This window comes from Thermococcus sibiricus MM 739, from assembly GCF_000022545.1.
Lineage (GTDB): Archaea > Methanobacteriota_B > Thermococci > Thermococcales > Thermococcaceae > Thermococcus_A > Thermococcus_A sibiricus.
Window position 1 is genome coordinate 1,556,556 of record NC_012883.1, and the last position, 19,205, is coordinate 1,575,760.

At 43.4% G+C, this 19,205-nt stretch carries 19 protein-coding genes and 1 pseudogene; 9 read left to right on the plus strand and 11 right to left on the minus strand.

Features of this window, described 5'->3' with window-relative positions:
- Positions 1–12 precede the first annotated feature (12 nt).
- The 3 genes and pseudogenes from TSIB_RS08450 to TSIB_RS10225 all read left to right on the plus strand — a co-directional run.
- Positions 13–831, plus strand: coding sequence for a sugar phosphate isomerase family (locus tag TSIB_RS08450; protein WP_015850001.1), 819 nt, complete (start codon positions 13–15; stop codon positions 829–831).
- A 206-nt stretch (positions 832–1,037) separates the two neighbouring features.
- Entirely contained in the window at positions 1,038–1,652 is a 615-nt protein-coding gene (locus TSIB_RS08455) for an IS607-like element ISTsi1 family transposase (protein WP_076612194.1), read from the plus strand.
- Positions 1,633–2,637, plus strand: a pseudogene (locus TSIB_RS10225) (RNA-guided endonuclease InsQ/TnpB family protein); the annotation flags it as partial. The gene TSIB_RS08455 and the pseudogene TSIB_RS10225, both read left to right, overlap by 20 nt.
- Here the strand turns inward: TSIB_RS10225 and TSIB_RS08460 are convergent.
- The 4 genes from TSIB_RS08460 to TSIB_RS08475 are packed head-to-tail and all read right to left on the minus strand — an operon-like array spanning position 2,611 to position 6,629.
- Positions 2,611–3,765, minus strand: coding sequence for a M24 family metallopeptidase (locus TSIB_RS08460; RefSeq protein ID WP_015850004.1), 1,155 nt, complete (start codon positions 3,763–3,765; stop codon positions 2,611–2,613). The pseudogene TSIB_RS10225 and the gene TSIB_RS08460 overlap by 27 nt on opposite strands.
- Positions 3,766–3,797: 32 nt before the next feature.
- Positions 3,798–4,109, minus strand: coding sequence for a cupin domain-containing protein (locus TSIB_RS08465; RefSeq protein ID WP_015850005.1), 312 nt, complete (start codon positions 4,107–4,109; stop codon positions 3,798–3,800).
- Between the two features lies 1 nt (position 4,110).
- Complete coding sequence (locus TSIB_RS08470) at positions 4,111–5,451, minus strand: DUF438 domain-containing protein (RefSeq protein ID WP_015850006.1); 1,341 nt, start codon at positions 5,449–5,451, stop codon at positions 4,111–4,113.
- Between the two features lie 2 nt (positions 5,452–5,453).
- Entirely contained in the window at positions 5,454–6,629 is a 1,176-nt protein-coding gene (locus TSIB_RS08475) for an FprA family A-type flavoprotein (protein WP_048160558.1), read from the minus strand.
- 112 nt (positions 6,630–6,741) lie between these two features.
- Here TSIB_RS08475 and TSIB_RS08480 point away from each other — a divergent pair, with 112 nt between their 5' ends.
- Complete coding sequence (locus TSIB_RS08480) at positions 6,742–7,218, plus strand: DUF1858 domain-containing protein (RefSeq protein WP_048160559.1); 477 nt, start codon at positions 6,742–6,744, stop codon at positions 7,216–7,218.
- Positions 7,219–7,297: 79 nt separating this feature from the next.
- Here the strand turns inward: TSIB_RS08480 and hcp are convergent, their stop codons facing one another.
- Positions 7,298–8,668 carry a hydroxylamine reductase gene (hcp, locus tag TSIB_RS08485; RefSeq protein WP_015850009.1) on the minus strand — a complete coding sequence of 457 codons (1,371 nt, stop codon included), beginning with the start codon at positions 8,666–8,668 and terminating at the stop codon, positions 7,298–7,300.
- Positions 8,669–8,841: 173 nt separating this feature from the next.
- Here hcp and TSIB_RS08490 point away from each other — a divergent pair, with 173 nt between their 5' ends.
- On the plus strand, positions 8,842–9,228 hold the full coding sequence (locus tag TSIB_RS08490) for a transcriptional regulator (RefSeq protein ID WP_015850010.1): 387 nt from the start codon (positions 8,842–8,844) through the stop codon (positions 9,226–9,228).
- A gap of 13 nt (positions 9,229–9,241) precedes the next feature.
- On the opposite strand, the gene TSIB_RS08495 is transcribed toward TSIB_RS08490, so the two are convergent.
- Positions 9,242–10,543 (minus strand): dicarboxylate/amino acid:cation symporter, encoded by a 1,302-nt coding sequence (locus tag TSIB_RS08495; RefSeq protein WP_015850011.1) that lies wholly within the window; start codon positions 10,541–10,543, stop codon positions 9,242–9,244.
- Between the two features lie 356 nt (positions 10,544–10,899).
- On the opposite strand from TSIB_RS08495, the gene TSIB_RS08500 reads away from it, so the two are divergent.
- Entirely contained in the window at positions 10,900–11,247 is a 348-nt protein-coding gene (locus TSIB_RS08500; protein ID WP_048160563.1) for a thioredoxin family protein, read from the plus strand.
- Between the two features lie 32 nt (positions 11,248–11,279).
- The gene (gene taw3 / locus TSIB_RS08505) at positions 11,280–11,873 is read left to right on the plus strand and encodes a tRNA(Phe) 7-((3-amino-3-carboxypropyl)-4-demethylwyosine(37)-N(4))-methyltransferase Taw3 (RefSeq protein ID WP_015850014.1); all 594 of its coding nucleotides are present in this window, start codon (positions 11,280–11,282) and stop codon (positions 11,871–11,873) included.
- Between the two features lie 10 nt (positions 11,874–11,883).
- On the opposite strand, the gene thsB is transcribed toward taw3, so the two are convergent.
- Complete coding sequence (thsB, locus tag TSIB_RS08510; RefSeq protein WP_048160565.1) at positions 11,884–13,518, minus strand: thermosome subunit beta; 1,635 nt, start codon at positions 13,516–13,518, stop codon at positions 11,884–11,886.
- 153 nt (positions 13,519–13,671) lie between these two features.
- Here thsB and TSIB_RS08515 point away from each other — a divergent pair, with 153 nt between their 5' ends.
- Complete coding sequence (locus TSIB_RS08515; RefSeq protein ID WP_048160567.1) at positions 13,672–14,688, plus strand: tetratricopeptide repeat protein; 1,017 nt, start codon at positions 13,672–13,674, stop codon at positions 14,686–14,688.
- Between the two features lie 96 nt (positions 14,689–14,784).
- Here the strand turns inward: TSIB_RS08515 and TSIB_RS08520 are convergent, their stop codons facing one another.
- The 4 genes from TSIB_RS08520 to TSIB_RS10625 form a co-directional block, all read right to left on the minus strand.
- Positions 14,785–15,072, minus strand: a complete 288-nt coding sequence (locus TSIB_RS08520) for an elongation factor 1-beta (RefSeq protein ID WP_048160929.1) — start codon at positions 15,070–15,072, stop codon at positions 14,785–14,787.
- Positions 15,073–15,082: 10 nt separating this feature from the next.
- The gene (locus TSIB_RS10230; RefSeq protein WP_081432792.1) at positions 15,083–15,256 is read right to left on the minus strand and encodes a zinc finger domain-containing protein; all 174 of its coding nucleotides are present in this window, start codon (positions 15,254–15,256) and stop codon (positions 15,083–15,085) included.
- Positions 15,257–15,417: 161 nt separating this feature from the next.
- A complete protein-coding gene (locus tag TSIB_RS08525; RefSeq protein WP_052293235.1) occupies positions 15,418–15,654 on the minus strand; it encodes a hypothetical protein in 237 nt (78 codons plus the stop codon).
- Positions 15,655–16,168: 514 nt separating this feature from the next.
- Positions 16,169–16,357 (minus strand): hypothetical protein, encoded by a 189-nt coding sequence (locus TSIB_RS10625; protein WP_228359843.1) that lies wholly within the window; start codon positions 16,355–16,357, stop codon positions 16,169–16,171.
- Here TSIB_RS10625 and TSIB_RS08530 point away from each other — a divergent pair.
- Positions 16,266–18,656, plus strand: coding sequence for an ABC transporter substrate-binding protein (locus TSIB_RS08530; RefSeq protein WP_228359839.1), 2,391 nt, complete (start codon positions 16,266–16,268; stop codon positions 18,654–18,656). The two genes, TSIB_RS10625 and TSIB_RS08530, sit on opposite strands and share 92 nt — an antisense overlap.
- Positions 18,657–19,205 lie beyond the last annotated feature (549 nt).

Sequence of the window (19,205 nt, forward strand, 5' to 3'; positions counted from 1 at the left end):
TGAGGTGATTTCATGCAAAGAGCCCTTGTAACCCTTACCCCAAGTGAAAGCAAACGCTTAATTGCCAAAGCCATTGTAGCACTTGAAGAAGTACAACATGCTCTTGAAAACGGTTTTGTTTATATTGCCACTGGCACAACTGCTGCATATGTGGCAGAGGAGATTTTAAGAGAAAAAATCGAAAAAGAAAAGTGGACTGTTGGAACAATAAGCAAAGGAAGAACATGTGTAACAGCAAAAAAGACGTGGCCAAAACATCTCGTCCTTTATAAAGGAAAACCGTACGAAGGTGAACCCTTAGAGGCTCTAAAAGAGATGGGCCCTGACGATGTATATATAAAAGGAGCAAATGCCATAGATCAAAACTGGAATGTAGCTGTTTTTGCAGCCGCTCCTGATGGTGGAACAATAGGAAGAACCTTTGGATGGACAATAACAAAAGGAGTCATCACGATAACCCCAATAAGCCTTGAAAAGTTCACTCCTACACCAGTTGAGGTTAGTGCCAAACTTACAGGCATTTATTCTTTTGATTGGGGAACAGGACTCTATGCTGCGTTAGTTCCAATCCCACATGCCATTCCAGTTACAGAAGTAGAGGCCTATGAAATCCTAGCTAATGTTGATGCAATCCCCATAGCCTCTGGAGGAGCTGGAGGTGCAGAAGGAAGCGTAACACTCGTCCTTGAGGGTGATGAAGAGGATATGGAAAAGGCCAAGGAGATAACGAAGGCAGTTAAAGGAGAGCCTCCTTTAAAGCCGTACACAGAAGAAGACTGCTCGATCTGTCCGTTCGCAAAGGTCTGTGGAATTGGAACCGGAGTGTTCTAACCTCTAGTATTTTGTCACGTTTTCCATTTTTTTGCCCATTATAAAAGTGTCTTCCTTTTTTACTGCTCCTTCAGGGATCATGAGAGGAGCATGAACCATTGCAAGTACCATGTTCTCCTTAACTCCCATCGCTCTATGGGCTGTTTCATAAATAATAACAAGCGAAACTTTTAAATATTTTTGGCACTAATTTCTTTTGGGCGAGAGTGGTGAGGCTTTACCGGACTGGTGAAGCATCAAAGAAACTCGGAGTTTCCAAGATGACAATCCTCCGCTGGATAAAATCGGGTAAACTCAAAGCCCACCGCATTGGAAAAGAATACAGAGTTCCAGAGAGCGAAATCAAGAAGATTCTTGAAGGCAAAATCCCCGACCAAGTTGCCATTTACGCCAGAGTATCTAGTCAAAACCAAAAAGAAGACTTGGAAAGGCAAGTCGAATACCTCAAAAACTACTGCTCGGCAAAAGGCTACCAGGTTGCTAAAATCATAACAGACATCTCCTCCGGCCTGAACGAGAACAGAAAAGGACTAAAACAACTCTTCAAACTCGTTGAGAATGGAGAAATAACCAAAGTCGTGATAACATACAAGGACAGGCTCACCCGCTTCGGCTTCAAATACCTCGAACAGTACTTCAACTCCCACGGCGTTGAAATCGAAGTAATCTTTGACGACGAGGAGAAGACTCTAGAAGAAAAAGAACTTGTCGAAGACTTGTTGGCCATTGTAACTTCCTTCGCTGGAAAACTTTATGGAGCTCGCTCCCACAAGAAAAAACGCCTCGTCGAGGCGGTAAAGAATGCCCTCAGAGACGATTAAACTCGCCTCAAAATTCAAGCTGAAGGAAACTCCCGAAGGGTTAAACGAGCTATTCTCGACCTACCGTGATATTGTGAACTTCCTAATCACCCACGCTTTTGAGAACAACATAACCAGCTTTTACCGCCTGAAAAAAGAGATATACAAGAGCCTCAGGAAAGAATATCCAGAACTCCCGAGCCATTACATTTACACGGCCTGTCAAATGGCTGCTTCAATCTACAAGAGCTACCGGAAAAGGAAGCGGAGGGGAAAAGCCAGTGGAAGACCAGTGTTCAAGAAAGAAGCCATAATGCTCGACGACCACCTGTTCAAGCTTGATCTTGAAAAGGGAATAATCAAACTCTCCACTCCAAACGGGAGAATAACTCTGAAATTTTACCCGGCAAAGCACCACGAGAAGTTCAAGAACTGGAAGGTTGGCCAAGCGTGGCTCGTGAGAACGCCTAAGGGCGTCTTCATCAATGTCGTCTTCTCGAAGGAAGTCGAGGTTAAAGAACCCGAAGATTTTGTTGGCGTGGACTTGAACGAGAACAATGTAACACTCAGCCTTTCAGACGGGGAGTTTGTTCAGATAATCACTCACGAAAAGGAAATTAGGACTGGTTACTTCGTGAAGCGGAGAAAAATCCAGAAGAAAGTCAAAGTCGGCAAGAAGAGGCAAGAACTCCTCGAAAAGTACGGTGAGAGAGAAAGGAACAGGCTGAACGACCTTTACCACAAGCTTGCCAACAAAATTGTTGAACTGGCCGAGAAGTACGGCGGGATTGCTTTGGAGGATTTGACGGAAATCCGGAATTCGATTAGATACTCCGCCGAGATGAATGGTCGTCTTCACAGGTGGAGTTTTAGGAAGCTTCAGTCAATCATCGAGTACAAGGCGAAGTTAAAAGGTGTTGAGGTTGTTTTTGTTGATCCAGCTTACACTTCCTCCCTGTGCCCGGTATGTGGGGAGAAGTTAAGCCCGAATGGGCACAGGGTTTTGAAGTGTTTGAATTGCGGTTTTGAGGCCGACAGGGATGTTGTTGGCTCTTGGAATGTTCGTTTGAGAGCCCTGAAGATGTGGGGAGTTTCCGTTCCCCCCGAAAGCCCTCCGATGAAGATGGGAGGAGGGAAGGCCAGCCGTGGCGATGTTTATGAACTTTACACAAATTACGGCTGACCAGAACGGGACGACTATGGTCGTTATTGGGTCTTCCTCGATAAGCAAACCAACTCCATGCGCGTAGCCAGTGATATATGCATCAATAAGGCCTCTCTCCCGGTATATTTTTTCGAGTTCCCTTTCAACGGCAATAAACTTAATTCCGGGCTTTGTCAATTCTACAGCTTTTGTATAAGCTTCTTCCATGGCATTGAGTGCCAGCTTAGCTCTTTCATTTATATTACCAACTGGGAAAGAACGGGACATGTTAACATAGTAGTGATCCCAATCGGCTCCAATGACCACCGTTACAACTTTTCCTTCCTTAATCTCTACATCTCTGAAGGGTTCTGCATGGGCTCTTGGAGTGGCAGAAACGTATACTTTGGGCTCTTCACTTCCATTAATCATAAGTTCCCTCACAATTTCCGCAGCAACTTCAAGCTCACTTTTTCCAGGCTTTATTTCCTCCTCCGCCACTTCCATTCCTTTTTTCGCTATCTTTCCGGCCTTTCTTATCTTTTTAAGTTCCCATTCATCCTTTATCATCCTAAGCTCCATAGAAAGACCCCTTACATCAACGATCTCAACTCCGGGGTTGAGCTTTTTAAAGAGCTCATAGAATAAAATATATGCATCTCTCTCAATGCTGAATTCCATTCCAACAGTGTTGAACCCGTTTTTCTTTATCCAAACCGTTACACTAGCCATAAGTTCTTCAGTCTTTTGAAACTCTATTACATTCTTAATCCAGCTTCTCTGTTTGAAAAGTTCACCTTCTCCCTTAGCAACTATGACGGTAGGTTCACCCTCAGCAGGTATTAGAAGAGATGGCCTAAGCCATTTTGTCCCAGTGAAGTAAACAAAGGTTGAGAGAGTTCTTATAACAGCGCCGTCAATGTTGTTTCTTTTTAAAAGATTTTGAAATCGTTTTACCCTTTTTTCAAAAATTTTTTTCCATAAAACCACCCAATCTATATAAAGTTTTGAAAAATAAAAATTTAACCAAGCTTCACAACTAAAAACTTCAAGGTTAGATTGCCCTCGTTCTTAACTGCGTGGGGAATATCCTTCGGGAGAAAAACTAAGGTGTCTTTTTTAACCTTTTCGTTCTCTTCCCCAACCTCTACAACCGCTTTTCCCTTTATAATGTAGATAAAGGCATCAAAAGGTGTTGTGTGTCTTTCCAGAGCTTCTCCCGGTTTCAGCGTGACCAGCATTACCTTTACATTTTCCTTTTTGAGGAGAGCCCTGACGTCAACCCCGTGGGGATTCTCCATCCTCTCGGCCTCTTCCGCCTTGACCACAAACATATCAATCCCTCCAGTCCAGAAGCCTCTTTTCATCTTCTATCTGTTTGTATGGGGCGATGTCCATCGTTATCTCAAGGGTTCCCAAGTAGGTGCCCTCTTTGTCAAAGAGGGGCACGTATTTGATGTAAATGTACTTCTCTCCAATCCTGAGCCAGAATGTGGCCTCACTCTTCCTGCCTTCCTTGAAGGCTTTCAGGATTTTGTTGACGATTTGGACGCTCTTCGGCGGATGACAGAGCTGAACGGGCCTTCCGAGCACCGATTTTGTCCTTGAGAATATTCTCTCGCCAGGTGAGAAAAAGCGAACGCGGTCATCTTTGTCTATAAAGGTCACGTCAACCGGTAAAGCCTCAAAGATGGCCTTCAGCTCCTCGACGCTTATGTAACCAGTTCCGAGGTCTATATCTCCTTCCCTCTTTAGCTCACTTTTATCGAACTCTAATGGCTGTCCCTTAAGCGCCTGCTGGACTTCCTTGGGAAGACTCAAAAGCTCCTCGACGCTGAGCTCGGGATTTATCTCCCATGGGTGGAGCGGTTTAACGTCCTCTCCAGGATCCCAGGCGGGCGGATTTACTTTGTAGTAGCCAATTTCATCCTCCTGCTGACGGATGGCCTTCCACTCACCCTTACTGAGCAGGGCTTTGAGCGTGGGGTAAAAGATGTTGTTTTCCCTGAAGACCATGTCGCTAAGTGCGAAGGCAGCCTCACCGGCCTTTTCCTTAAAGCGCTCCAAAAACTCTTCCCATGACATCTCGTCCTTCTTCCTCAAAAGCTCGGCAAGCCTCTTTATCATGAACCTGATTTCGTCATGTTTCGTCCAGAGGACGGTCGCTATCGCCGTCAGACCGCGGCGCTCTATGTACGGGAAGATGAGCATCTCCTCTCGGTTGTAGTGGGTGAAGCCGACCTTTTTGAGGTCGTTAACAAGCTCCTCCAGGACGCCGAGGATTTCACCCCTCATGCGCTTGTCCTTTGTGGTGGCTAAAGTCCTGGCGTAGAGGTTGAGCATCTCTGCGTCCTTCATTATCTCCTTGTTTTCCAGGTAAAGGGTCTTGAGCGGGTGCCCATCTGGAAGGTCCCTCTCCTCAAGCTCATCCGTCCCCTTAACAGCCTCTCTGAACAGCTCTACGTGCAGGTCGCACATCTTCGCTATGTCCCTTGCAGAAATCCCCTCCTTCACGAGCTCCTGCTCTATAATTGGAATCTCGAGGGGCGAAATTCCACTCAAGACCTGGCGGAACTCCTCCTTAAGCTTGTTTACGTCTTCACCCCCGTGGATTCTAAGGAGAAGCTTCTTCAGCTGCTCCTTTTTGTATTCACGGTTGTTCAGCAGTTCGGTCATAACTACTCCTCCCTAATCTTTTTTGTGAGCATATCGGCAAGCTTGCTAAGGGACTCGTAATCCTCTTCTCTGGGTTTTGCACGTACCTCCAAACTCCCTACAAGCTCGATTTTCATGCCACTTAACATCTGAAGAAGTGCATCTTTGCTCCTTCCGTGCCATCCGTACGAACCCAATATTACGGCGTATTTTGCAGGAGGCCGAAGAGCTTTCACGAGATATGCACCGTAAACCGCTAAAGGATGCGCCCCAGCAAGGACAGTGGGAGCCCCTATAACTATAGCTCTTGAATCTACAAGATCCTTGGCTATCTCCCCAATGTCAGCACCCACAAGATTGTGGACTCTAACCTCAACCCCTTTTGCAAGCAGGAGGTTGGCAAGTTCCCTAACCATTGCATCGTTTGCCCCCCACATGCTCACGTAAACTATGAGCACCTTCTCCTGTGTTTCCCCACTGGCCCATTTTCGGTAGGCATCAAGGATTTTTTCCGGAAGTTTGTATATGGGACCGTGACTTGGGGCTATCATCTCTATTTCGAGATTATCAAGTTTTTGAAGGGCTTTCTTTGCCATTTGCGCAAAAGGCATCATAATTTCTCCAAAATATCGTTGGGCATGCTCCAAAAGCTCCGGCACCTCTTCGTCGTATAATCCCTTTGCAACATGTGCCCCAAAGAAGTCACAGGGAAAGAGTATTTTGTCCTCAACGAGATACGTAAACATCGTTTCTGGCCAGTGGAGCCAGGGTGCTTCTATGAACCTGAGGGTTTTCCCACCGAGAGAAACTGTATCTCCATCTTTCACAACCATTATTCTCTCATCGGGAACATCATAGTACGTCTTTGCCATTTCTGCTCCCTTTTGGGTTGCTATCAGGAGTGCCTTTTTGTTCTTTGACATGAGGTAGGGGATAGCACCGGCGTGATCAGGCTCGGCGTGGTTCATCACTATGTAATCAATATCACCGATGTTTTTGACATCGTTTATCTTGTTCTCAAACTCTTCCTCAAAACCAGGGTTTACGGTGTCGATTAAGGCCATTTTCTCTTCTCCAACTACTAGATAAGCATTGTAAGAAGTCCCTTCCGGTAGGGGTATCAAAGAGTCAAATATCCTTCTATCCCAGTCCTTGACTCCAACCCAATAAATTCCGTCAGCAATTTTTACAGTTTTCATAATATTCACCTCTATGACATATGTCATGATAAGTGTTTTTAAACCTTTCTGGCCAAATTTGTCCAGCAAAGTTTATATGCCAAATGTCATAACACGAAAATGGTGAAACACAATGATGTTAGATGTCAGAGGATTAAAGCCTCCCCAGCCGGCGGTCATAATAATCGAGTCCCTCGGAAAGCTCAGAGTAGGGGAAACGCTTGAGGTCATAGGGGACAAGCCTTTCGTTGACATAATTGGAAAACTCGAAGAAGCCGGATATCTGGTCGAACTGAAGGATATCGGCGGGGCGTTTGTACTCAGGGTGACCAAGACCAAGAACTCCAGAGAGCTTAGCATGGAAGTCAAGGAGTGCGACGACAGGTTGGAGGAGATAACGGGGGATACTAACGTGGCCAAGCTGCTCAAAGCTTACCCCGAGTCCCTCAAGATACTGGTGAAGTATGGATTTTCACCCCTTGAGAACCCCGTGATGAGGAAGACCCTCGCGAGGACCGTAACGCTCAAGCAGGCAAAGAAGCTCATCGGCATGAACGACGAGAAGTTTAGAGAAATGATGGAGGAGCTCAAAAAATTGGAAAAGAACTGACTTTAGCCCCCTTCTTTTTCCTTTAGATGCTTAGCCGATTTCTCCAATTTAGTTGCAGACTAAAAAAAGATAAACGAGCTCAGTCAAGCTCCTCAGCGAGCGGTGCGCTCTCTTCTACGCTTATGCCCTTGTTCAGCATGTCCCTGAGGTCTTTCTCAGGGTCTCCGGTGAGCTTCAGGTCAAACTGCTTCCTGAGGACTTCGAACACGTTGGAAGTCAGGAACTCAGGCGGCTTCGGCCCGATGTAAATGCCCTTGATTCCAAGGTAGAGGAGCGAGTAAAGTATAGCAATTGCTTTCTGCTCCATCCAGCTAAGGACTATGCTCACTGGCAGGGAGTTCACGTCCGTTCCAAGCTCGTTCGCAAGTGCTATTGCGATTTCGATTATGGAGTAAACGTTGTTGCACTGGCCAAAGTCAAGGAATCTTGGAATTCCATCAATGGTGCCATAGTTTCTCGCGTTGTAGCGGAACTTGCCACATGCGGCTGAGAGTATTAGGGCGTCCTTCGGGATAAGCTCCGTCAGCCTTTCATAGTAGCCCATGCCCTTGTGTGGTGTATCACAACCACCAACGACGAATATGTGCCTTATCTTGCCCCCCTGGATGAGCTCCAGCAGTCTGTCCTTCATCGCGAGGACGTTCGTGTGGTGGAAGCCGGTAAGGAGCTTTCCGCCGTCGTAAGCCTTCATCCTAGGGGTTTCAAGAGCGCGGTTTATGAGCGGTTCGAAGTTGTAATCTTCGATGTGAGGAACCCCCTCAAGGCCCGCTATTCCAACGGTGAAGATTCTGTCCTGGTATGCCTTCGTTGGCTGCTGGACACAGTTGCTTGTTCCCAAGATTACTCCTGGAAACTCTGCAAACTCCTTCTTCTGGTGGAGCCATGAACCTCCCCAGTTGCCGTATAGGGCCTTGAACTTCTTCAGCTCGGGATAAGCATGAGCCGGGAACATCTCCGCGTGGGTGTAGACTTTGAGCTCGTCCTCAAGGTCCATCTCCTTGATCTGCTTAAGGAGCTCGTAGAGGGCCTTGTAGCTGTGGCCGGTGACGAGTATGCCGTGACCTTCGGCGGTTCCAGTTGGGACTTCGACCGGCTCGGGCCTTCCGAAGGTCTCGACATAGGCCTTATCGAGGAGTTTCATGGCCTCAAGGTGAACCCTTCCGTTTTCGAGGATGAGTTCAAGGAAGCGATTCTTGTCGAAGTTAACGTTGGTCAGGGTCGAGTAGAGTGCCTCGGCCAGAAAGTGCCCTATTTTCGGGTCGTCGTAGCCAACTTCAAGGGCGTGGTAATAGTAGGCCGAGGTTCCCTTTATGCCGTACAACAGGGCTTCCTGCAGGGAGTTCAAATTCGGATCCTTCCCACATACTCCCTGAACTGTACATCCACCTGTTAAACTCATAGAGCATTGATTACACAACATTTCATATTCCTTTGGGAGTCTTATTGCCATTTTTCATCCACCTCCAATTTTATGACAGTTGTCATATCCGATTTATTATTGAAAGGTTCTTCATAAAAGCTTTGCGGTTTATTAACCTAAAGAAGAGCATGACTTATGTCATTACAAGAAATTAGAAAACTTGACAGAAAGGTTTATATATTCCATTCGTCATAAAAGACATCATGAAGACAAATGCTTTTGAAGCCGTTGCAAAATATGTATATCCTTCTCTCCGTAGGAGGCTAGTAGAAATTTTAAGAGAGAAAGGCCTTAACCAGCTGCAAATAGCTAAGCTTTTGTACATAACTCAATCCGCTGTTTCGAGATATTTAAGAATGAACAGAGGCGCACTTGTAGACGTGGAAAAATTCCCAGAGATTGACAACAAATTGAAAGAGCTTGCAGAGACAATAATAAAAAAGAGGCCCGATGAATATTACATCCACGGAGAGCTCGTCAAGATCACTATTGAAATGCTTGGAAAGGGCTATGTTTGTTCCTTCCACTCTAAGGTGGATTCGGAGATAGACCCAAAAGTCTGTAGAGTATGTATAGAAGCATTTGGATAATAAAAAGAAAAAATCACTCAAGCATGTTCTCCTTTTTGGCCACAATATATGTACAACACAGATCTCCGGTAACATTGTTCATTGTCTCGAACATATCTATAAGCGGATTGACTCCTAAGGCAAGAGCGACGATTATTGCTATCTGGCTTGGCTCAAGACCAAGGGTTCCAAGAACTATGAAAAGTAACATTAAACTTCCTCCGGGAACCCCTCCAGCACCTATTGCGGACAGTACCGTTGTTATTATAACTATAGCCAAAGAGCTAATTGTAAGGTCAATGTTGAAGACATCTGCTGCGAAGACAGCCCACATTGGAAGGTGTATACACACTCCGTTCATGTTTATCGTTGCACCAACTGGAAGGGAGAACTCAGCAAGCTCCTTCTTTACTTTAAACGATTCTATTGCAGTTTTGATGGTAACTGGGAGTGTGGCGGCACTACTCCTAGTGAAAAATGAGGTTATCATGACCTCCTTGGCCCTCTTGAAGAAGTCTATCGGGTTCTCCTTGAGGAAAACGGAGACGAGTATTGAGTAAACAATGAATATCATTATGACAATTCCCGAGATGACTCCCAGCACTGCCTTCAAATAGGGCCCAATGATTGAAGGTCCATAAAGGCCGAAGTTGACAACTGCAAGTGAGAAGACACCTATTGGGAAGTATTCCAGAATCCAAGAGACTATTCTGAACATAACTGAATTCGCACCTGCGGCGAAGTCGAGTATTGATTGAATCTGCTTTTTCTCGGTTTCATTTTGGGTGTGGTCAAGCAAAACTCTCGCTGCAAGACCAAAGAGGAGTGCAAAGACTATTATTGGGAGGAATTCCCCATTCGCCAATGCCTCAAATGGGTTAGTAAACATCTTGAGAATCAGGTCCGTTAAACCTGATGGTGGAGTTATAGATGGGCCTCCCTCTCCCATAGAGCTTCCCAGTTTCTCGACGTCAACTGCAACGCCCTGTCCCGGGTGTACAAACATGGCAATACTCACTCCAATCATGGCCGCAACGAAGGAGGTAAAAATGTACCATAAGATGACCTTTCCTCCGACCCTTCCCAGCTTCTTTGGTGAAAGTCCCGAAGATCCCACTATGAGGGAGAAGAACACTATTGGTATAACAACCATTTTGAGCATTCTTACGAGCACCGCGCCAAAAGGCGATATGTACGTTGCAACCCTTTCACCGAGATTGCTGCCGTTCGCCATGTCATAATACCACAGAACCAATCCAAATGCAACACCCAGCAAAAATGCAACACCAACTCTATATGGCAGAGGTATACTAGTATACTTTTTTATGATGCCCACACGGTTCACCCCCAAATTGAATCCTTGAACTTTTTTACACCTAACTGTTACATGATTGTTATATATAACCTTTTGTGTCGATTAAGTTCCATTAATACATCAATGAGTTATATTATTCAATAAGGTATATTGATAATCAGCATAGTTATAAGAAATATCCAAGATGTCCATTAGCCATGTTGGTTACCCAAATTCACTTCAATGCAATATCCAATTAAACTCCTAAATTTAGCAGAGCCAATGAATTTCTGAGAAAATTCAAAAGAATTCATGTTGCCTGCTCCGGCTATTACTGAAAATTTCTTCATAAATTAATTTTTAAATCCTTTCACTTGAAGTTTTCTTGGGGTGAGAAAATGGACGAACTGGAGATGATTAGGAGAAAAAAGATGCTTGAACTCATGAAAAAAGCGGGAATTATAGAAGTTAAACAAGAGAAACCAAAAGTCATCATAGAGGTCATAACTTCTCCCGGTTGTCCATACTGTCCGATAGCATGGGCAATGGCTCAGGAAATAGCAAGAAAATACGATGGTATAATAGCGAAGGAAATAAGCGTTGCAACGCCAGAAGGTCAGAGAAAGGCAAGGGAGCACAATATAATGGGGACCCCAACAATTTTGATAAATAACCGCGTTGAATTCATAGGCGTGCCAAACTTTGCTGAATTTGAAAGAAGGGTCAGGCAATATCTTTCCGCATAAACTTTAAAAATTACTTTCTTTAATTTCCCTTCATGTTTCTATATGAGAAAAATTTTGATCTTCAAAAAAAGAAGGCCTTAGAAAGTCTAAATGATGCTCTGGAAAAGGGATTAGTGGACAGTGATATAATATCCCTATTAAACAAAATAAACTCTCTAAAAAACTATTTCACGACATCCTCATGCTCAGGAAGGATAAGTATCATGCAAATGCCTGATTTGGGGGACAAACTCAATGCAATATGGCTTGGCAAGTGGCACAGAGAAGTAAAAATCGAAGAAGTGCTCGATACCATAAATAAACATGATGGAGGAATGTTATGGTTTATGGTCCACAGCCCAATTCTCCACGTTTCAGCAAAGACTTTGGAGGACGCTGTTGAACTCTTAAATCTCGCAATGGCCTGTGGGTTTAAGCACTCAAATATCAAAAGTGTAAGCCACAAAAAGCTTGTAGTGGAGATTCGTTCAACCGAAAGAATGGATATCCCCTTAGGCAGTGATGGTGAACTGTGGGTGAATGAAAGCTATCTTGTGAAAATAGTTTCAATGGCAAATCTTCAACTAAGGAGAACCAAAGAAAAGCTCAGAAAACTCGAAGATGAAATTCAAAAACTTAAGAAATAAAGAAAGAGCTTCAGAATTCAGTCTCCTCTTCACCCATGCCCTTGCCGCCTTCCTTCTCTTTCTCAAGCTTGCTTGCAGCTATGACATCATCGATTCTAAGGATCATTACTGCAGCTTCACTTGCGCTCTTAATGGCCTGCCTCTTGACTCTTAATGGCTCAATAACTCCTCTTTCCATCATGTCTGCTGGTTCTCCTGCAAACACGTCAACGCCGACTGTTGGACCTTTCTCTTTGTGGGCTGCAGTGACCTTCACTAGGACATCAACTGGATCAAGTCCCGCATTCTCTGCAAGTGTCTTTGGTATTATCTTCAATGCATCAGCAAATGATTCAATGGCAAGTTGCTCTTTTCCACCAACTTTCTTAGCATATTCATCAAGCTTGATGGCAAGTTCGATTTCACTTGCACCGCCACCAGCAACAATCTTTCCATCTTCAACGATGTCCTTGACGACTTTTATTGCATCTTCAAGAGCTCTTTCTACTTCGTCAACGACGTGTTCTGTTCCTCCTCTGATGAGGATTGTAACTGCCTTTGGATTCTTGCATCCTTCAACGAAGACCATGTTTTCTCCAGCAACCTTTCTCTCTTCAACAAGTTCAGCATGACCAAGGTCTTCACTTGTGAGATCTCTTATATTGGTGACAATCTTTGCACCGGTTGCCTTGGCGAGCTTCTCCATATCACTCTTCTTAACCCTTCTAACAGCTAATATACCGGCCTTAGCGAGGTAGTGTTGTGCTAGATCGTCGATTCCCTTCTGACAGAATACTACATTCGCACCTGTAGCAACAATTTTATCAACCATCTCTTTGATCATTCTTTCCTCTTGTTCGAGGAATGCCTGTAATTGGTCTGGGCTTGTAATTCTGATCTCTGCATCTGTCTCAGTTTCTTTGACCTCAAGTGCCTCGTTAATAAGAGCAATCTTGGCATCCTCGATCTTTCTTGGCATAGCCGGGTGAACTCTCTCTTTGTCAATAACCACACCCTTGATGAGTTGAGTATCTCTGACACTTCCACCCTCTTTCTTCTCAAGCTTAATGTTGTCAATGTCAACTTGATACTCCTCACCAACTTTTTCACCAACGAGTTTTACAGCTTCTACTGCCAGCTTAGCCAAGTAATCTCTCTCTTCCTCAGCGGCTTTTCCAGTTATAGCTGTTGTTGCCGCCTTCATGAGTATCTCTTCATCCATCGGGCTAACATCTTTTGCAATGCCTTCAAGTATCTCCTGGGCCTTCTCAGCAGCAAGATTGTAACCCTTAACAATTACACTCGGATGAATGTTCTGGTTAAGTAACTCTTCAGCTCTTCTTAGAAGTTCACCAGCTATTACAACAGCTGTCGTGGTTCCATCCCCGGCTTCTTTGTCCTGAGTCTTTGCAACTTCAACCATCATTTTAGCCGCTGGGTGCTGAATATCCATCTCATCGAGAATTGTTGCACCATCGTTTGTTATTACTATATCCCCAAGGCTGTCAACGAGCATTTTGTCCATGCCCTTTGGACCAAGAGTAGTCCTTACAGTCTCTGCAATAATTCTTGCAGCCAAAATGTTGAGTCTTTGGGCATCCTTTCCAACATATCTCTGAGTTCCTTCAGGTAGAATCAAAATTGGTTGTCCGGCAAGTTGGGCCATTTCCATCCACCTCCCATATTTTTGTTTTTTGATGGGAGGATTACTTTTAGTTACAATATGTTTGCATTGCAATTATGCATTCCTTTGTGCTATTTATAAATTTTTCGCTCAAGGTTTTTAAGCTTTTTAGCAAAGCAAAAACCGGTGGAAACTATGGAAGAGTTTGAAAGAGCATTAAAAAGCAGAGATTGTCAAAAAATTCTTGAAATACTTGATGATTATCTTGAAAAAATAGAAAATGAGGATGAACTTAGGGCGTTCTTAGAAAAAGTAGAAACATTAATCTTAAAGTGTGAAGGTTCTGATGCTTATGAACTAGCACATGAAATTACTCATATATATGCTCATCTAGGTGAATTAGATAAAGGAATTGAGATTTACAAGAAACTTGTTGAGAAATACAAGGAAGAAAGAGAAAAATATTTAGACGCTCTATACCACCTTGCAGATGCTTATGAACACTTTGGAATGCCAAATAAAGCCATAGACGTCTATGAAAAATTATTGGAACTTGAAAAAAAGATTGGAAATAAACGAGAGGAAGCATTAACTCTTGCCCATATAGCCATAAACTATGATGAACTTGAAGAGGTTGATAGAGCAATAGAACTCATGAACGAAGCAAGTAAAATGTTCAAAGAACTTGGTGATGAAAGGAATTATCTAGTAAGCATTCTTGACTTGGCCCACTTCCATTATGAAGTAGGGGATTATAACAGGGCTGAAGAGCTCATCCTGGAGGTATTAAAGAGCCCCAGAGATGCAGAAATTGAAGTAAATGCTAGAATTGTAGATGCGGAGATAAAAGCAGCACAGGAAAACTTTAAAAAAGCATTCTCTGCTCTTAGATTCAGTCTTTTAAAAGCTCTAGAAACTGAAGATCTTTTTACTCTTGCATTTGAAGCACTTTATGAATTCATAACAGGACTCTTCGAAGAGAAACTGTACAAAGAAATATATGAAAATATTGAAAGTCTAGCTGAACCTTTTGAAGATACAAACCCCGAGTATACGAAGTTCTTCATAGCCATTGGTGAGCTGGCAAAATTAAAAGAAGGACAAGAAAACAGGTATGAAGAAGTATATACCTCAATTGAAGTGAACGAATTCAAAGAACTTCTTGATGAGCTCAAAAAAATTGGAACTACTGTTCTAAAAATTGGGTTTTAATTTCTCAATTTTTATATAAGCTCAAAAAAGGATAAAAAATATTTAACTTAACGGACAGGGAGTCTCCACCCAAAAGGGAGGAGTAGCTCACCTGATTCAGAATCTTGAAATGGTTTCAACTTCTGCACTTTCTACATTCTCGACTTCTCTGAAAGCATCGGTCACTTCATCAAATGAATACCCTTCAGCATCCTTTCCAAGCACATAGACTTTAAGTGCAACAAGTCCAAAGGCTATTGGCTCCCTATCAATTTTTGAAAGCCCGTATTTGCCTCCAAACTTCTCTTCAAGAGTCTTTTTGAGAGCTCCTTCGAGTTCATCGAGGTTTATCTCCGGGTCTGTAGGCATGACCTTAATAACTCCAACTAAATTGAAATCGCTCATTTTCTTCACCTCAAGGCCCTTCCCATCCACATTTGGGGCATTTGTATGTGACTCCCAATACGCGGCAGCTTTCACATCTCCATATTACTTCTTCCCCACAGTTCGGACATATAAAATGGGTAGCGTGTTCTCTCGGTGTTATTTCCTTTCCACATGATGTGCATACAGGTATACTCTCTGTCATTTCAAACCACCTCCTTTAGAAATGAGGTTTTTTATTATCGTGATTCTTAACGGTGTAAAGGAAGTGCATTTATAAAACTTTCGAGGGTCAGACCATGCGAGTCTCCTCATATTTCAGACGAAATCTCCCTCATCATCCCTACAAAGAATAAAGAAAAGAGCTTATAAATCTTCCTCAAACAACAAAAGTTCCGCAAATTTTTGTTTATAGGCTAAAACTTCCTCTATTTGTTTTTCATCTACTATGTCAGATAGGCTGATCTGCTTATAGAGTGCTTCAAGCTCTTTTAGTACTCTTTCCACCTGCATCCTTGCATCTCCGTAACTTCCGTTAGATTTCGGTATCCTGCTCAAAAGTTTGCCACTCAGAAACGGCAACACTTCAAACGGTCTGCCCATATAGGCCCAATATATTCCTTCTCTTAAAATTTCACCTAAAATTTCGATTTCAGAATAGTTTATTTTCTTTCCTTTATTAATTGGTTTCCCACTCCCTCCTCATGGATATCACCATTTTCAACCCTACCCCCAACTAAATTAGGTTTTCGCTTTATTTTTTGTCAAAAATCCAAAAATTTCATTACAGTAGAAAATCAATCCGACAATATGTCACAGTTTTATCAGATCTTTGTCAAGTTAAACTCCAAAAACCTGAGATTTAAATATTTAAACAGGGCCCAAACGCTTTTTTCTGATTTCTACAGTTTTTTAAAACCTATTATATCAATTATACCTAATCATACCCCCAGTATTAACTCCCACAAGGTTATTTACATCACAAAATCATTTTAAAGTGCACCAAGACCAAAAATTTCTCTTAGGTCTTATTTTGAGCCATTATGAGTGAGCCTAGTTTTACAGAAACGTAACTCTTAAATAGGTCTTTTGATGTATATTCTTATGCCATTATACACTAAGGCATGCAATATTGAAGAAAAAATGTAAGGAGGCCGAAGTGAATGAAGAAAACATTTGGAATGTTTGTTGCAATTTTGTTGTTGTTTAGTTTAATAGCAGCTCCAGTAGCTAAACCAGTTGCTGCAGCAGATAATGATAAAGTCCTAAAGACTGTTATATACTCCTCAACTGGCGCCCTCTTCATGGGCGTCTGGAACCCAAGCGCTAACGGTTACAGTGACACTTATTCAAGGAGAATTGCCGACTTAGTTTTTGACAGTGGTTTCCCCTATAGTACTGAGGGAGTTCCTGCCCCCTACCACTGTCACGTAGTTGAATACAAGAAGGACGTAACCGTGCCAAATGATGCAGTCATATTCAACTCAACAACCGATACTTGGCAAGCAGCTTATGCAGGCGAAACTGCAACTACTTACGCAAAGATCGAGTGTGACAGGCCCTACTTCCACGATGGCCACAAGGTCAGTGCCGCCGACGTCATGTACAGCTTTGCATTTGAGTGGGAGTGGATCAACCAAGACGGCGATGACGACCCATACTACGACGCCGGCGAAGCCGACTGGATGATTGACTTCATGAATACCATCCTCGGTTTAAAGTTCGTCGAACAAACCGATGATAGGATGATATTCGAAGTCTACCACAATTACTACTTCCCTGCAAGTGAAATAATGACTGCCGCTTATGTTGTTCCATTCACTGGAACACCATGGCAACTCTGGTACGCAATGAGCGAGCTTGTCGCTCACAACGAGAAGTACTCTTGGAGTGAGTCGACTGAAACTATTGAGCAAGTGGATCAGATCAACCCGCACCATGCTCAAGCCATAAAAGAGTCTCTACTTCAAGTTAAGAATAGCAACCCAATTCCCGAATACCTCAAGCCATACATTGAGGATGAGAACGCTGCCAAGGCTGCTTATGATTCCATAGCTAACTTCATTGACCAGTATGGCCATGCAGTTATCGGTCAAGGCCCATACTACATAACAGATTACCAGCCAGAGAACCTCTACGTAAAGCTCGAAAAGTTCGACAAGTGGACCGTCCCGGCCTTTCCAGAGCCGGGATACGACGTTGAACCATACTTTGAAACCATTGAAATTTATGGTCTGCAGAATGAAGACACTGCTATCCTTGAGGTCGCTAAGGGAACTTACGACGTCCTCTGGTACCCATTCGCAGCATATAGGTTTACCGGCCTCAGCGAAGAGCAAAAGAATAGTATTGACCTTTACAAGAGTACTTCCGCATTTGGTGACCTCGTCTTCAACCCAGTCCACGACCCAGACAACCCGTACGTGATTACCGTTGGTGACAAGAAGTACTTCAACCCGTTTGCAGTTAGAAAGGTTAGATTCGGGTTACAATATCTGATAAGTAGAGCTCACGCTGTTCAGAACATCTTCCAAGGTAGTGCGGGTGCAATGTACACTCCATGGGTCTCCAGTGAGACTGGTTACAATTACGTTCAATCAGTTGTCGAAGCTTACGACCTCTCTGAACAACCCGATGAAGCGTTCGCACTTCAACTGATTGAGGAAGGAATGCAAGAGGCCGCCCAAGAACTCGCTGAGATGGGGTACAAACTCGAAAAGGTTGATGGCAAGTGGTACTTCGAGGGCGAACCCGTGAAGATCATTGGCCTCGGTCGTAGCGAGGACGAAAGAAAAGACATTGCTCTATATGTAGTTAATGAAATTCTACCAAAGGTAGGTATTGAATCAGAAGCCAACATTGTGGACAGAAGAACTGCTTCAGGAATGGTCTACACCAGTGACCCGAGCTCATACCAGTGGAACTTCTACACTGAGGGTTGGGTTTCCTCAACTAACGTCAAGTTTTCAATAAGCAGAATCATCCAGTATTACTCGAGCATCTGGTATGCTCCAGGTTTCGTTGGATGGAAGTGGAGCCCGAAAAACACCGAGAGGGTTACCCTTGAGGAAGTCCTCAAGTACCTCGGTGATGGAGACATTCAAAAAGGTATTGACGCTCTTGGACTGGATTATTACACTACCACTGATAAAATCCAACCACTTCTTAACTGGACTGCTGACGACTTTGCCGTTGTTATATACGCTGGTGAAAACAATGACGTGAAGATGGATAATGAGGACAAGTATTGGGATTTCAACAGGCTCGGCACTGCAATCGGTATCTACGAGAGCTACAGAGTCTTCCTCTACGAGAACTGGGAGTTCTACGCTGTGAACAAGAGAGTTAAGATTAACATCGTTGACCCAGTTGCAGGTCTTGCCGCATCTTGGTCTCTCAGAAGTGCCAAGCCAACAACCAGCACTACTGAGACTACAAGTAGCACCGAAACTACAAGTACTACTGAGACTACAAGTAGCACCGAAACTACAAGTACTACTGAGACTACAAGTAGCACCGAAACTACAACTGAGGGAGGAATCTGCGGTCCAGCGGCAATCTTGGCCCTTGCAGTTATCCCCCTCCTTCTCAGAAAGAGGAAGTGAATTTTCCTCTTCTTTTTTCCTTCAAAATTTTTTTCATTTTGTAACATTACTGTTGGAATGTCTTTTGAGAGTATTTGCTGGATTTTATGAGGTGCTAAATGTCTCACGTAGTTTTTAATCTAATTTGAACGAATGCTCGTGAATTACAAGGATTAATTGAGTACAAGGCGAAGCGTTTTAGTGTTCCTGTTGTTTACATTAATCCGAGGAATTCTTCCTGAGTTTACTTCACACGTGGAGTTGGTTAATACTCCAACAAGAGAGGTTAATGAAGTGTTCCTCCTGCGGGTTTATTGAGGATAGGCATTTTATTGCTGTTGGAGGTTATGACTTCCCGAAAGGTGTGAAGGTTTTGAGGCTTTCGTTGATGATGGGTCAATGAAGAACAAACCCTATGGGATAATAACAGCAAAAAAATAAAGAATTAAATTGAAATTTGACAAAATTGTACTAAAAATCCATAGGAAAGCCCCTTCATTATGATACTTAGTTATGCTGGTGACCGTGATTGTAGTTCCAAAAAGTATTTAAAGAAAGTTTTACAGAACA

Coding starts and splice junctions, on each gene's coding strand:
- hcp (WP_015850009.1), bottom strand. CDS start 8,668: ATGGCAATAAGACTCCCAAAGGAATATGAAATGTTGTGTAATCAATGC.
- TSIB_RS08500 (WP_048160563.1), top strand. CDS start 10,900: ATGGACGAACTGGAGATGATTAGGAGAAAAAAGATGCTTGAACTCATG.
- TSIB_RS10230 (WP_081432792.1), bottom strand. CDS start 15,256: ATGACAGAGAGTATACCTGTATGCACATCATGTGGAAAGGAAATAACA.
- TSIB_RS08470 (WP_015850006.1), bottom strand. CDS start 5,451: ATGACCGAACTGCTGAACAACCGTGAATACAAAAAGGAGCAGCTGAAG.
- thsB (WP_048160565.1), bottom strand. CDS start 13,518: ATGGCCCAACTTGCCGGACAACCAATTTTGATTCTACCTGAAGGAACT.
- TSIB_RS08450 (WP_015850001.1), top strand. CDS start 13: ATGCAAAGAGCCCTTGTAACCCTTACCCCAAGTGAAAGCAAACGCTTA.
- TSIB_RS08475 (WP_048160558.1), bottom strand. CDS start 6,629: ATGAAAACTGTAAAAATTGCTGACGGAATTTATTGGGTTGGAGTCAAG.
- TSIB_RS08515 (WP_048160567.1), top strand. CDS start 13,672: ATGGAAGAGTTTGAAAGAGCATTAAAAAGCAGAGATTGTCAAAAAATT.
- TSIB_RS08480 (WP_048160559.1), top strand. CDS start 6,742: ATGATGTTAGATGTCAGAGGATTAAAGCCTCCCCAGCCGGCGGTCATA.
- taw3 (WP_015850014.1), top strand. CDS start 11,280: ATGTTTCTATATGAGAAAAATTTTGATCTTCAAAAAAAGAAGGCCTTA.
- TSIB_RS08465 (WP_015850005.1), bottom strand. CDS start 4,109: ATGTTTGTGGTCAAGGCGGAAGAGGCCGAGAGGATGGAGAATCCCCAC.
- TSIB_RS10625 (WP_228359843.1), bottom strand. CDS start 16,357: ATGAAGAGGGCGCCAGTTGAGGAGTATATAACAGTCTTTAGGACTTTA.
- TSIB_RS08525 (WP_052293235.1), bottom strand. CDS start 15,654: ATGGGCAGACCGTTTGAAGTGTTGCCGTTTCTGAGTGGCAAACTTTTG.
- TSIB_RS08490 (WP_015850010.1), top strand. CDS start 8,842: ATGAAGACAAATGCTTTTGAAGCCGTTGCAAAATATGTATATCCTTCT.
- TSIB_RS08520 (WP_048160929.1), bottom strand. CDS start 15,072: ATGAGCGATTTCAATTTAGTTGGAGTTATTAAGGTCATGCCTACAGAC.